We start from the raw sequence: 11,769 nt of genomic DNA, 5'->3' as shown, positions 1-11,769 counted from the left end.
GCGCGCGCCGGGGCGCGTGCGGCGCCCGGGCACGCGCGGCACCGGCAGCGCGATGTCGCGCACCAGCCGCTCCACCAGCCGGAATTCGCTCGCCGAGAGCGCGTTGAAGTCGGCGTGCCTGAGCCGTTCCATGTCGCTGGCCGTCATGGCGGCGTCGAACCGCACTTCCTTGTCGTTGCGCGGCGCCGGCGGATCACCAAAGCGCCGCTGCGGCGCCAGCGCTTCGTTCACGCGCGGGCGCCGTTTCCTGGGTTCCGCTTTTGCTTCGGCCGCGGGCAGCATCTGCGCCAGCAGCTGGTGGGCCACCTCCGGGTCGCGGAACCAGGCGTCGAACAGCTCGCGAAACACCGCGCGGTCGGCTTGGCGGGTGACCAGCACCGCCTCCAGCGCGGCGCCGAAATCCTCGCGCGCGGCTACGCCCACCAGCTGCGCGGCCTCTTGCGCCAACGCGATGCGGGCGCTGTCCACATGCAGGCCGGCGCGGCGCAAGGCCCGGCCGAAGCCGCCGATGTTGTCGGCGAACTTGCCGCTGCGTGCGTCGCCGAGCAGCACGTCAGGCCGCTTGCGGCTCGGGCTTGAGCAGCTCGGCGCTCAGATCGCGGGTGAGGGCCGCGACGTCTTCGCGCTGCTTGAACAGGATGCCGGCCGTGTCGGCGATGACTTCCGGGTCGATCACCAGCGTGTCCAGCGCCACCAGCGCCTTGGCCCACTCGACGCTCTCGGCAATGCCCGGCGCCCGCTGGAAGGCATTGGCGAACGGCTGGCTGCGCAGCCGGCCGACGAAGTCCGCCACCTGCCTGGACAGCACCTCGCCGGCCTCCGGCACGCGCGAGCGGACGATGGCCAGCTCGCGCTCGCGCTCCGGGTAGTCGAGCCAGTGGTACAGGCAGCGGCGCTTGACCGCGTCGTTCAGCTCGCGGGTGCGGTTGCTGGTGAGGATGGTGACCGGCACGGCCCGTGCGCGGATGGTGCCGATCTCCGGGATGCTGACCTGGTACTCGCCCAGGTATTCCAGCAGGAACGCTTCGAACGGCTCGTCGGCGCGGTCGACCTCGTCGATCAGCAGCACGGCCCCGGGCTCGGGCGCCTGCAGCGCCTGCAGCAGCGGCCGCCGGATCAGGTAGCGGTCCTGGTAGACCTCGCGCTCCACCTGCTCGATGCTCTCCTTGCCCTCGGCCGCGCGCATGTGCAGCAACTGCGCGGCGTAGTTCCATTCGTAAAGCGCTTCCCGCAGCTCGAGGCCGTCGTAGCACTGCAGCCGCAGCAGCGTGCGCTGCAGCGCCACTGCCAGCGCCTTGGCCAGCTCGGTCTTGCCGACGCCGGGCTCACCTTCCAGCAGCAGCGGCCGCTGCAGCTTCAGGGCCAGGAAGACGGCGGTGGCAAGACGGCGGTCGGCAAAGTAGCCGCTGTCGCGCAGCGACTGCTGGAGGGTGTCGATGGAGGGGAAGGCGGTCATCGTTGTCCATTCTCCCTTGCTGCTTGGGGAGGGTTGGGGTTGGGGTGGGGGCAGCGCGGCGGTCCGGAGCGCCCCCACCCTGTCTTCCGCCTGGGGGGAGGCCAAGAGGGGCTAACCAAGCGCCTTCGCCACCGCCCGCTGCGTCAGCACGCTGATCAGGTTGGCGCGGTACGCCGCACTGGCGTGCAGGTCGGACGACAGGTCGCCGGCCTCGATCTTCACCGTCGCCGCGGCCTCGGGCGTGAAGTTGCGGCTCAGCGCCAACTCCAGCCCCTGGTGGCGGAACACGCCGTTGCCGCCGCCCGTGACCGCCACCCGCACGCCGTGGGCGGTCTGCGCCACGAACACGCCCACCAGCGCGAAGCGCGAGGCCGGCTGCTTGAACTTGATGTAGGCCGCGCGCCGGGCGAGCGGAAAGCGCACCGCGGTGATCAGCTCGCCGTCCTGCAAGGCGGTGCTGAACATGCCCTGGAAGAAATCGTCGGCGCCGAGCTCGCGCTGGGTGGTGCGCACGGAGGCGCCCAGCGCCAGCAGCGCGGCCGGATAGCAGGCCGAGGGGTCGTTGTTGGCCACCGAGCCGCCCAGCGTGCCCATCGCCCGCACCTGGCGGTCGCCGATGCCGCCGGCGAGATCGGCCAGCGCCGGCAGCGCGGACTTGACGTCCGCATGCACGGCGACGTCGGCGTGCCTGGCCATGGCGCCGATCACCAGGGCGTTGCCCTCGCGGCGGATGCCGACCAGCTCTGGCACGGCGCCCAGGTCGACCAGCTGCTCGGGGCTGGCCAGCCGCAGCTTCATCGAGGCCAGCAAGGTCTGGCCGCCCGCCAGCACCTTGGCGCTGGTGTTGCCGGCCAGCCGGGTGGCGTCGGCCAGGGTGGCCGGACGTTCGAAGGTGAATGCATACATGTGGTGGTCTCCTTCGGTGTCAGGGTCGGGCGGCCTGAATCGCTTCCCAGACGCGCGCCGGCGAGGCCGGCATGTCCAGGTCTTTCACGCCCAGGTCTTTCAGGGCGTCGAGCACGGCGTTCATCACGGCCGGCGGCGAACCGATGGCGCCGGCTTCGCCGCAGCCCTTGGTGCCCAGCGGGTTGTGGGTGCACGGGGTGCAGACGGTGTCGAGCGTGAACCGGGGGAAGTCGTCGGCGCGCGGCATGGCGTAGTCCATGAACGAGCCGGTCAGCAGCTGGCCACTGTCCTTGTCGTACACGCAGTTCTCCATCAGCGCCTGGCCGATGCCCTGCACCAGCCCGCCATGCACCTGGCCCTCGACGATCATCGGGTTGATGATGGTGCCGAAGTCGTCCACCGCGGTGAAGCGGTCCAGCCGCACCGTGCCGGTGGCCGGGTCGATCTCCACCTCGGCGATGTAGGTGCCGGCCGGGAAGGTGAAGTTGACCGGGTCGTAGAACGCGTTTTCATTCAGGCCCGGCTCCAGCTTGTCGAGCGGGTAGTTGTGCGGCACGTAGGCCGTCAGCGCCACCTGGCCGAAGGTCACCATCTTGTCGGTGCCCTTAATGCGGAACTCGCCGCCGGCGAATTCGACGTCGCCGTCGCCCGCTTCCATCAGGTGAGCCGCGATCTTCTTGGCCTTGGTTTCGATTTTGTCCAGGGCCTTCATGATCGCCGCGCCGCCGACGCTGATCGAGCGCGAGCCGTAGGTGCCCATGCCGAACGGCACGCGGCCGGTGTCGCCGTGCACCACGTCGACGTTCTCCACCGGAATGCCCAGCCGCGCCGCCACCACCTGCGCGAAGGTGGTTTCATGGCCCTGGCCGTGGCTGTGCGAGCCGGTGAACACGGTGACGCTGCCGGTCGGGTGGACACGGATTTCGCCGCATTCGAACAGGCCGGCCCGTGCGCCCAAGGCGCCGGCGATGTTCGACGGCGCGATGCCGCAAGCTTCGATGTAGCTGCTGTAGCCCAGGCCGCGCCGCAAGCCCTTGGCCTCGCTGGCGCGGCGACGCGCCTCGAAGCCCTTCACATCGGCCAGCGCGTTGGCCTTGAACATCGCACCCAGGTAGTCGCCGGTGTCGTACTGCAGCGCCACCGGCGTCTGGTAGGGAAAGCTGGTGATCATGTTGCGCTCCCGGATCTCGTCCTGCGCCAGCCCCATTTCCCAGGCGCAGCGCGTCACCAGCCGCTCCAGCATGTAGGTGGCCTCGGGCCGGCCGGCGCCTCGGTAGGCATCGACCGGCGAGGTGTTGGTGAACCAGGCGTCCACCTCGACGTGGATCTGCGGCGTGGTGTACTGGCCCGCCAGCAGCGTCGCATACAGGATGGTGGGCACCGCGGTGGAGAACGTCGACAGATAGGCGCCCAGGTTGGCGTCGGTGTGCACCCGCAGCGCCAGGAACTTGCCCTGGCTGTCCATCGCCATCTCGGCCTGCGTCGAATGGTCGCGGCCGTGGGCGTCGCACAGGAACGCCTCGCTGCGGTCGCAGGTCCACTTGACCGGGCAGTTCAGCTGCTTGGAGGCCCAGGTCAGCGCCACGTCTTCCGCGTACAGGAAGATCTTGGAGCCGAAGCCGCCGCCGACATCGGGCGCGATCACGCGCACCTTGTGCTCCGGCAAGCCGAGCACGAAGGCCGTCATCAGCAGCCGCTCGACGTGCGGGTTCTGGTTGGACACATACAGCGTGTAGTCGTCGGTGGCGCGGCTGAACGAAGCCAGCGCGGCGCGCGGCTCCATCGCGTTGGGCACCAGCCGGTTGTTGGTGATGGCCAGCCTGGTGACGTGGTGCGCGCTGGCGAATACGGCATCGACCGCCGCCTTGTCGCCGATCGCCCATTTGTAGCAGCGGTTGTCGGGCGCGGCCTCGTGCAGCGCGCTGGCACCGGCGGCCTGCCGCACGTCCACCACCGCGGACAGCACGTCGTAGTCCACCGCCACCGCTTCGGCCGCGTCGCGGGCCTGCTCCAGCGTGTCGGCCACCACCATGGCCACGTGGTCGCCCACGTAGCGCACCTTGCCTTGCGCCAGGATCGGGTGCGGCGGCTCCTTCATCGGCGTGCCGTCGGTGCTGGTGATCAGCCAGCCGCAGGGCAGCCCGCCCATCTTGCCTTCCACGTCGCTGCCGGTGAACACCCGCATCACGCCGGGCATGGCCGCGGCCCGCGAGGTGTCGATGCCGGTGATGGCCGCATGCGCATGCGGCGACCGCACGAACACCGCGTAGCGCTGGTTGGGCAGGTTGATGTCGTCGGTGTACTGGCCGCTGCCGGTCAGGAACCGGTAGTCTTCCTTGCGCCGCACGGCCTCGCCGATGTGCGGCAGCTTGGCGAAATCGGATGCACCCATGATTGCCTCCTTGGTGGCGTTCAGGGCCTGGCGGCCATCGCCGCCTGCCCGACCTGGACCGACTTGACGATGTTCTGGTAGCCGGTGCAGCGGCACATGTTGCCTTCCAGCTGCTCGCGGATCTGCGTGTCACTGGCGTTCGGGTGGCGCTGGCACAGGTCCAGCGCGCTCATCACCATGCCGGGCGTGCAGAAGCCGCACTGCAGGCCGTGGCACTCCTTGAAGGCCGCCTGCATCGGGTGCATGGTGCCGTCGGCGGCGGCCAGCCCTTCGATGGTGGTGATCTCGGCGCCGGGGTGCTGCACCGCCAGCGTGTTGCACGACTTGATGGCGCGGCCGTTGACGATCACGGTGCAGGCGCCGCACTGGGCCGTGTCACAGCCCACGTGGGTGCCGGTCAGCCGCAGGTTCTCGCGCAGCGCCGTCACCAGCAGCGTGTTGGGCGCAACGTCGATGGACGACGCTCGCCCGTTGACCTTGAGTTGTACCTGCATGTCCGTGTCTCCTGGGTTGGGCCTTGGCGGGAGATTCATTGTTCGACCCGCCTTGCGTCGCTCGCCTAGGCGAAACCCTAGGATGCCCGGCCGCGGTGCGCAAAAATCTCAAAATGGAACAATGATGGGGAATCCAGCCCCCGCCAGCAACGCGCCCATGAACATAGCAGCTGCGGGCGCCGCCGACCACCGTCTGCGGCAGATCGAGCGGGCCCGCCATGCCGTGCTGCAGGAGGGCCGTCCGGCCACCGCCGCGCTGGTCGGCGGCTGGTACGAGAACGCCTGGATCGAGCGCTCGTGGCGGCGCTGCCTGTCCTGCGGCCTGCGGCCGCAGGACAGCGTCGTCTTCGACCTGATCGCGGCGCAGCAGCCGCGGCGCATCGAGGAGGCCAACCACGCGCTGGCGGCGGCTGCGCGGCCGGTGCTCGAGCAGCTGGAGCGGGCGATCGCCAGCACCCGCTACTTCGCCCTCCTGACCAACCAAGACGGCGTGGTGGTCGATGCCCATGGCCCGATCGAGCGCTCGGAGCGGCGCGCCACCCTGATCACCCGCCCCGGCGTCGACCTGTCCGAGTGCAGCGTCGGCACCACCGCCATCGGCGCGGCGCTGGGCGAGCTGCATCCGGTGTGGCTGCACCGCGGCGAGCACTTCTTTCAGGCCACCAGTTGCTACAGCTGCGCCGGCGCCCCGCTGTTCGGCCCGGACGGCGCCTGCGCCGGCAGCTGGACCTGACCGGCATCGACGCGCCGGAGCGGCCCGAACTCAAGCACCTGGCGGCGCAATCCGCCCGCAGCATCGAAAACGCGCCGACGCTGGCCCGCCCGCACCGGCTGGTGCCGCGCCTGAACTGGCCCGGGCGGCTGCGCCGCGACGACGATGACGGCCTGGTCTGCCTGGACGGCGACGGCTGGGTCGACGCCAGCAACATCGCGGCCCGCGCCATGGTGGCCGAACTGGCCGCCAACCCGGGCGCGCCGCTGCATTGCAGCGAACTGTTCGCGCGGCCCCGGGAGCCGCTGTTCGACCACGCCCGCCTGGCCGACGCCGTTCCGCAGGAGCGGCCGCTGGGGTCCGGGCTGCGGCTGGACGCGCTGCCGCAGACCCAAGGTGAGACGCTCGCCGGCGGCGCCGCTCGCAAGCCGCTGCGCGATGTCGAGATCGCCCTGATCCGCAAGGCCGTGGCGCAAGCGCGCGGCAACGCGATGGAGGCTTCGCGCCGGCTTGGTATCAGCCGCGCAACGATTTGCCGCAAGCTGTCGCTGAAAGCATCGAAAAACGGTCGAGTCGCCCGGGGCCCCACCTAGAATCGCCCCAGCCGTTGGCATGCCACCGATCAGCCACCCGGACCGGGAAGGTCCGCCGCCGCCGCGCCCACCGGAACGCGGGTGCGCGGCGACAAGAAGAATCTGGGCGCCGCAAAGCGCCCCACGCCGTATCCATGTTCGATTTGCGCAAGCTGTTTGTCCGCGACGCCCGTCGCGGAAACGATCACGGTCATGACACCGAGGTGGACGCGTCGATGCCGTCGGGCCGGGGGCTCGAAGCCGAGTACGAAGGACTGATCGCCTCGCAATGCCACAGCTGGGGCATCGCCGACGACGTCGTCACCATCGAGGTGCGGCAGATCGGCCGCGCCCCGGACGGCCGGGACGTCTATCTGGGGATGGTGCGGCTGGCCCAATGGGAGCGCGATTCGGCGCTGCGCCTGCTGCTGGGGCTGCCGCTGCTGGAAGCCAAGATCCGCAAGATGGTCCGCGCCCTCTGGCTGGGCGAGGTCAGCCACTTCGGCGGCCTCTGGCTGCACGCCTCGGAGCAACTCAATGCCACGCCCGCGATGCGCGAGCTGCGCGAACTGCTGATGCAGCTGACACCGCCCACGATGCCGCGCCCGGGGGACGACGGCGGTGCCGACGAACCGGTCTCCGGCATCCCGATCAGCTCGCTGCAGCCGCTGTCCCATGCGCCGAGCACCACGGCGGGCGCGCCGCTGGGCCCCGCCACCGCGTCGCTCGAGGACCGCAAGCCCGACAGCCTTTGAGGCCAGGCCGCCAGCCCGCACAATCGGCGGGATGCGCATTCCCCGCCGCCTGCTGCTGCTGCTGCCGCTCGCCGCCGTCCCGCCGGCCCGCGCTGGCCAGGTCCGGGTGGCGGTGGCCGCCAACCTGGTCCAGGCCATGCAGGAGATCACCCGCGGCTTCGCCCAGGCCAGCGGCCACCAGGCGCAGCTGGTGCCGGGCTCCACCGGCAAGTTCTACGCCCAGATCCGCAACGGGGCGCCGTTCGAGGTGCTGCTGGCAGCCGACCAGGAGACCCCGGCCCGGCTGGAAGGCCAAGGGCTGGCCGTCACCGGCACCCGCTTCACCTATGCCACCGGGCGGCTGGCGCTGTGGAGCGCGCGCCCCGGCCTGGTCGACGGCGACGCCGTGCTGCGGCGGCCGCCGGCCGGCCCGCTCGCCATTGCAGATCCGCGCGTCGCGCCCTACGGCGCGGCGGCGCGCCAGGTGCTGCAGCGCCTGGGCCTGTTGGCCGCCTGGCAGCCGCACCTGGTGCAGGGCGAGAGCATCGGCCAGGCTTTCCAGTTCGTCGCCTCGGGCAATGCGCCGCTGGGGTTTGTCGCGCTGGCCCAGGTGATGGCCGGCGGGCGCCTCACCAGTGGCTCGGCCTGGACTGTGCCGGCGCGGCTGCACCAGCCGCTGCGGCAGGACGCGGTGCTGCTGGCCGGCGGCCGCGGCAACCCGGCTGCCGAGGCGCTGCTGCAATACCTGCGCGGCGACGCCGCCCGTGCCGTGCTGCGCGCCCACGGCTACCAGGTCTGAGCGGCATGCCCCTGGACCGGGACGACCTGCAAGCCATCTGGCTCACGCTCAAGCTGGCGACGGCGACCACCGCCTTGCTGCTGCTGCTGTCGGCGCCGGTGGCCTGGTGGCTGGCGCACACCCGTTCGCGCTGGCGCGGGCCGATCGGCGCCGTGGTGGCCCTGCCGCTGGTGCTGCCGCCAACCGTCCTGGGCTTTTACCTGCTGGTGGCGCTGGGCCCGCAGGGCTGGGGCGGGCAACTGACGCAGGCACTGGGCATCGGGCTGCTGCCCTTCACCTTTGGCGGGCTGCTGCTCGGCTCGCTGGTGTACTCGCTGCCGTTCGCGGTGCAGCCGCTGCAGCACGCTTTCGAGGCGATCGGCCAGCGGCCGCTGGAAGCGGCGGCGACGCTGGGCTCAGCACCGCTGGACCGCTTCCTGCACGTGGCCTTGCCGCTGGCGCGAGGCGGCATCGTGCAGGCGGCCGTCCTCACCTTCGCCCACACGGTCGGCGAGTTCGGCGTGGTTCTCATGATCGGCGGCAACATTCCGGAACGCACCCGCGTGGTCTCGACCCAGATTTACGGCCACGTGGAGGCCCTGCAGTACCCGCAGGCGCACTGGCTGTCGGCGGCGATGGTGCTGTTCTCCTTCACGGTGCTGCTGGGGCTGGCGCTGCTGAACCGGCGCAGCATGCGGGTGCCGGGATGAGCGCGCTCCCGCTGTCGATCCGGCTGCGGCTGGCGCGCGCGCAGTTCACGCTGGACGTCGACCTGCAGCTGCCGGCGCATGGCGTGACGGCGCTGTTCGGCCCCTCGGGCTCGGGCAAGACGACCTTGCTGCGCTGCGTCGCCGGCCTCGAGCGCGCCGCCGAAGCGCGGATCGTGATCGATGGCCAGACCTGGCAGGACGACGCCGCCGGCATCTTCGTGCCGCCGCACCGGCGGCGCCTGGGCTACGTGTTCCAGGAAGCGAGCCTGTTCGACCACCTCGACGTGCGCGGCAACCTCGAATTCGGCCTCAGGCGCTGCGGCGGCACCAGCGCGACACTCGATCCCATGATCGAGTTGCTGGGCATCGCCGCGCTGCTGGGGCGTCGGCCCGCGCAGCTGTCCGGTGGCGAGCGCCAGCGGGTGGCGATCGCCCGCGCCCTGGCCACCCAACCGCGGATCCTGCTGCTGGACGAACCGCTGGCGGCAATCGACTTCGCCCGCCGGCGCGAGATCCTGCCCTGGCTGGACCGGCTGCGCGACGAGTTGCGCATCCCGATGCTGTACGTGACGCACTCCGGCGACGAAGTGGCCCGGCTCGCCAGCCATCTCGTGCTGCTGGCCGCCGGCCAGGTCACCGCCGCCGGGCCGCTGGCGGAAACGCTGGCGCGCATCGACCTGCCGGGCGTGCCCGGCCAGGAAGCGGGCGCGTTGCTGCACGGCACCGTTGGCGAGCGCGACACCCGCTGGAACCTGGCCGGGGTGGACTTCGCCGGCGGCCGGCTGTGGATCGCCGACCCCGGCCTGCCCGTGGGCCACGCTGCGCGGGTGCGGGTCTTGGCGCGCGACGTCAGCCTGGCGCTGGCGCCGCCAGAGCGCAGCAGCATCCAGAACCTGCTGCCATGCACGGTGCGGGCGATCGCGACCGGCGCGCATCCGTCGCAGGCGCTGCTGCAGCTGGCCTGCGGCGACGCGCTGCTGCTGGCGCGGATCACGGCGCGGGCGGTGGACCAGCTGGCGCTGGCGCCGGGTCAAGCCGTGTGGGCGCAGGTGAAATCGGCGGCGCTGGTGGCCTAGGCTTACCGGCCGGCATTCGGAAAGAACAGCTGCTCGCCGCCGATCTTGTACGAAGCGATCACGGCCTGGCCGGCCGGCGAGACGATCCAGTCGACGAAGCGCTGCGCCTGCCTGGCCTTCACATGCGGATGCTTGGCCTGGCTGACGACCATCACGCCGTACTGGTTGAGCAATCGGGTGTCGCCCTCGACCAGCACCGCCAGCTCGCCCTGGTTCTTGAAGCTGAGCCAGGTGCCGCGGTCGGCCAGCACATAGCCGTTGCTGGAGGCGCCGATGTTCAGCGCCGGGCCCATGCCGCAGCCGCATTCCCTGTAGCCGCGGCCCTTGGCTGCCGCCAGGCCGGCCTGGCTCCAGTAGCGCAGTTCGGCCGCGTGGGTGCCGCTCTTGTCGCCGCGCGAGATAAAGGGCGCGTTGGCGGCCGCGATTTTCTGCAGCGCGGCGACGATGTCCTTGCCGCGGACGCCGGCCGGGTCGGCCTTGGGCCCGACCACCACGAAGTCGTTGTACATGACGGGGTAGCGCTTCGCGGCGAAGCCGTCGGCGACAAACTTCTCCTCGGCCAACTGGTCGTGCACGAACAGCAGGTCGGCGTCGCCGCGGCGGGCGCTGTCGATCGCCTGGCCGGTGCCCAGGGCCACCACCTTGACGGCGATGCCGGTGGCCTTGCTGAACTGCGGCAGCAGGTGGCCGAACAGGCCGGACTGCTCGGTGGAGGTGGTGGATGCCATGGTGATGGCGGACCGCGCCCAGGCGCCGCCGGCGGCCAGCGCCAGTGTCACGACCAGCGTGCTGCGGCGCAACGACTGCTTCAGACTCATCCCAGTTCCCCCTTGACGAACAGCTCGGCCTCGCGCGACGTATCGCCCAGCGGGCCGTTGAAAAATGCCTGCACCGGCAGGTCGGCCAGCACCAGTCCCTGCTCCATGTAGACGACGCGCGTGGCCAGCCGCTTGACCTGGCCCAGGTTGTGGCTGGCGAACACCAGCGTGGTGCCGCCATCCGCGAAATCCGCCATCAGCCCTTCGACCTCGCGCTTGGCATGCGGATCGAGGCTGGCCGTGGGCTCGTCGAGCAGCAGCACCTGCGGCTCCAGCACCCAGGCGCGGGCCAGCGCCATGCGCTGCAGCTGGCCGCCGGACAAGGTGCGCGCGTTGCGCAATGCGACCGGCGCGAGGCCGACACGGCTAAGCGCGCCCAGCGCCTGCTCCTTGGCCGGGCCCCAGCGCGCGCCGCGCAGCCACGGCCCCAGCGCCACGTTGGCCAGGGCCGAGGCCCGCAACGCGTACGGGCGCTGAAACACCATCGCCTGGCGCATGGCGCCGTCGCGCAGCACCGAGCCGTTGCTGGGCCGAAGCAGGCCGTGCAGCACGCGCAGCAAGCTGCTCTTGCCGCTGCCGTTGGCGCCGATCAGGGCGACGCGCTCGCCGGCCGCGATCCGCAGGTTGATGCCCTGCAGCGCCGCCACCGGGCCGAAGCGCAAAGCTACGTCTTTCAGTTGCACCCAGCCGCTCATGCCACCGCCCCCTGCAGCGCGCCGATGCCTTCGGAGCGCGCGCCGCGCCAGCGCGCGACGACCGCGATCAGCGCGTTCAGCGCCAGCACCACGGCCAGCAGCACGATCCCCAGCGCCAGCGCCAGCGGCAAATCGCCCTTGCTGGTTTCCAGGGCGATGGCGGTGGTCATCACGCGCGTGAAGCCGTCGATGTTGCCGCCCACGATCATCACGGCGCCCACCTCCGAGATGGCACGGCCGAACGAGGCGATCACCACCGTGAGCAGCGCATAGCGCTCGTCCCAGGCCAGCAGCAGGCTGCGCATCAGCGGGCCGGCGCCGAGCGAGCGCAGCTGCTCGCCATGGTCCAACTCGGCGCCTTCCACCACCTGGCGCGTCAGGGCCGTCACCACCGGCAGCACCAGCACCGCCTGGGCCAGCACCATT

At 71.2% G+C, this 11,769-nt stretch carries 14 protein-coding genes and 1 pseudogene; 6 read left to right on the top strand and 9 right to left on the bottom strand.

What is annotated here, in order from left to right; translation table 11 throughout:
* From JWP65_RS11590 to JWP65_RS11570, 5 genes and pseudogenes are all read right to left on the bottom strand, one after another.
* A pseudogene (locus JWP65_RS11590) lies at positions 1–552 on the bottom strand (hypothetical protein); the annotation flags it as partial.
* A 1-nt stretch (position 553) separates the two neighbouring features.
* Positions 554–1,456 carry a MoxR family ATPase gene (locus tag JWP65_RS11585; protein ID WP_299763835.1) on the bottom strand — a complete coding sequence of 301 codons (903 nt, stop codon included), beginning with the start codon at positions 1,454–1,456 and terminating at the stop codon, positions 554–556.
* Between the two features lie 111 nt (positions 1,457–1,567).
* A complete protein-coding gene (locus JWP65_RS11580) occupies positions 1,568–2,362 on the bottom strand; it encodes a xanthine dehydrogenase family protein subunit M (RefSeq protein ID WP_299763833.1) in 795 nt (264 codons plus the stop codon).
* A gap of 19 nt (positions 2,363–2,381) precedes the next feature.
* A complete protein-coding gene (locus JWP65_RS11575; protein ID WP_299763831.1) occupies positions 2,382–4,754 on the bottom strand; it encodes a xanthine dehydrogenase family protein molybdopterin-binding subunit in 2,373 nt (790 codons plus the stop codon).
* 20 nt (positions 4,755–4,774) lie between these two features.
* Positions 4,775–5,248 carry a (2Fe-2S)-binding protein gene (locus tag JWP65_RS11570; protein WP_299763829.1) on the bottom strand — a complete coding sequence of 158 codons (474 nt, stop codon included), beginning with the start codon at positions 5,246–5,248 and terminating at the stop codon, positions 4,775–4,777.
* A gap of 157 nt (positions 5,249–5,405) precedes the next feature.
* Between JWP65_RS11570 and JWP65_RS20140 the strand changes: the two genes are divergently transcribed.
* Together JWP65_RS20140 and JWP65_RS20135 are read left to right on the top strand one after the other, a co-directional pair.
* Positions 5,406–5,981: a hypothetical protein gene (locus JWP65_RS20140; RefSeq protein ID WP_367280499.1), complete on the top strand. Its 576-nt coding sequence runs from the start codon at positions 5,406–5,408 to the stop codon at positions 5,979–5,981.
* Positions 5,915–6,553, top strand: a complete 639-nt coding sequence (locus tag JWP65_RS20135) for a helix-turn-helix domain-containing protein (protein ID WP_367280498.1) — start codon at positions 5,915–5,917, stop codon at positions 6,551–6,553. Before JWP65_RS20140 ends, JWP65_RS20135 begins: the two co-directional genes overlap by 67 nt.
* A 29-nt stretch (positions 6,554–6,582) precedes the next feature.
* Here the strand turns inward: JWP65_RS20135 and JWP65_RS11560 are convergent, their stop codons facing one another.
* The gene (locus JWP65_RS11560) at positions 6,583–6,747 is read right to left on the bottom strand and encodes a hypothetical protein (protein ID WP_299763827.1); all 165 of its coding nucleotides are present in this window, start codon (positions 6,745–6,747) and stop codon (positions 6,583–6,585) included.
* A 9-nt stretch (positions 6,748–6,756) separates the two neighbouring features.
* On the opposite strand from JWP65_RS11560, the gene JWP65_RS11555 reads away from it, so the two are divergent.
* From JWP65_RS11555 to modC, 4 genes are read left to right on the top strand one after another with little or no spacing between them, the layout of a single operon-like run.
* Positions 6,757–7,287: a hypothetical protein gene (locus JWP65_RS11555; protein ID WP_299763825.1), complete on the top strand. Its 531-nt coding sequence runs from the start codon at positions 6,757–6,759 to the stop codon at positions 7,285–7,287.
* Positions 7,288–7,318: 31 nt separating this feature from the next.
* Positions 7,319–8,065 (top strand): molybdate ABC transporter substrate-binding protein, encoded by a 747-nt coding sequence (gene modA / locus JWP65_RS11550; protein ID WP_299763823.1) that lies wholly within the window; start codon positions 7,319–7,321, stop codon positions 8,063–8,065.
* 5 nt (positions 8,066–8,070) lie between these two features.
* The gene (gene modB, locus JWP65_RS11545; protein WP_299763821.1) at positions 8,071–8,754 is read left to right on the top strand and encodes a molybdate ABC transporter permease subunit; all 684 of its coding nucleotides are present in this window, start codon (positions 8,071–8,073) and stop codon (positions 8,752–8,754) included.
* A complete protein-coding gene (gene modC / locus JWP65_RS11540) occupies positions 8,751–9,830 on the top strand; it encodes a molybdenum ABC transporter ATP-binding protein (protein WP_299763819.1) in 1,080 nt (359 codons plus the stop codon). The genes modB and modC overlap by 4 nt, the downstream gene beginning before the upstream one ends.
* Positions 9,831–9,832: 2 nt before the next feature.
* On the opposite strand, the gene JWP65_RS11535 is transcribed toward modC, so the two are convergent.
* The 3 genes from JWP65_RS11535 to JWP65_RS11525 form a co-directional block, all read right to left on the bottom strand.
* Complete coding sequence (locus JWP65_RS11535) at positions 9,833–10,648, bottom strand: extracellular solute-binding protein (protein WP_299763817.1); 816 nt, start codon at positions 10,646–10,648, stop codon at positions 9,833–9,835.
* Positions 10,645–11,343, bottom strand: coding sequence for a phosphate ABC transporter ATP-binding protein (locus tag JWP65_RS11530; protein ID WP_299763815.1), 699 nt, complete (start codon positions 11,341–11,343; stop codon positions 10,645–10,647). The genes JWP65_RS11535 and JWP65_RS11530 overlap by 4 nt, the downstream gene beginning before the upstream one ends.
* The coding region (locus tag JWP65_RS11525; RefSeq protein WP_299763813.1) for an ABC transporter permease at positions 11,340–11,769 on the bottom strand (430 nt) is incomplete at its 5' end. The genes JWP65_RS11530 and JWP65_RS11525, both read right to left, overlap by 4 nt.

The organism is Ramlibacter sp. (assembly GCF_028292805.1).
Classification (GTDB): domain Bacteria; phylum Pseudomonadota; class Gammaproteobacteria; order Burkholderiales; family Burkholderiaceae_C; genus Ramlibacter.
Note: the sequence above shows the minus strand (reverse complement) of the source record. Positions and strands in the feature narration are given on the sequence as shown.

Bases quoted from the DNA above. Each gene is read 5' to 3' on its own strand.
- JWP65_RS11530 (WP_299763815.1), bottom strand. From the start codon at position 11,343: ATGAGCGGCTGGGTGCAACTGAAAGACGTAGCTTTGCGCTTCGGCCCG.
- modA (WP_299763823.1), top strand. From the start codon at position 7,319: ATGCGCATTCCCCGCCGCCTGCTGCTGCTGCTGCCGCTCGCCGCCGTC.
- modB (WP_299763821.1), top strand. From the start codon at position 8,071: ATGCCCCTGGACCGGGACGACCTGCAAGCCATCTGGCTCACGCTCAAG.
- JWP65_RS20140 (WP_367280499.1), top strand. From the start codon at position 5,406: ATGAACATAGCAGCTGCGGGCGCCGCCGACCACCGTCTGCGGCAGATC.
- JWP65_RS11575 (WP_299763831.1), bottom strand. From the start codon at position 4,754: ATGGGTGCATCCGATTTCGCCAAGCTGCCGCACATCGGCGAGGCCGTG.
- JWP65_RS11570 (WP_299763829.1), bottom strand. From the start codon at position 5,248: ATGCAGGTACAACTCAAGGTCAACGGGCGAGCGTCGTCCATCGACGTT.
- JWP65_RS11580 (WP_299763833.1), bottom strand. From the start codon at position 2,362: ATGTATGCATTCACCTTCGAACGTCCGGCCACCCTGGCCGACGCCACC.
- JWP65_RS11560 (WP_299763827.1), bottom strand. From the start codon at position 6,747: ATGACCGTGATCGTTTCCGCGACGGGCGTCGCGGACAAACAGCTTGCG.
- modC (WP_299763819.1), top strand. From the start codon at position 8,751: ATGAGCGCGCTCCCGCTGTCGATCCGGCTGCGGCTGGCGCGCGCGCAG.
- JWP65_RS11585 (WP_299763835.1), bottom strand. From the start codon at position 1,456: ATGACCGCCTTCCCCTCCATCGACACCCTCCAGCAGTCGCTGCGCGAC.
- JWP65_RS11535 (WP_299763817.1), bottom strand. From the start codon at position 10,648: ATGAGTCTGAAGCAGTCGTTGCGCCGCAGCACGCTGGTCGTGACACTG.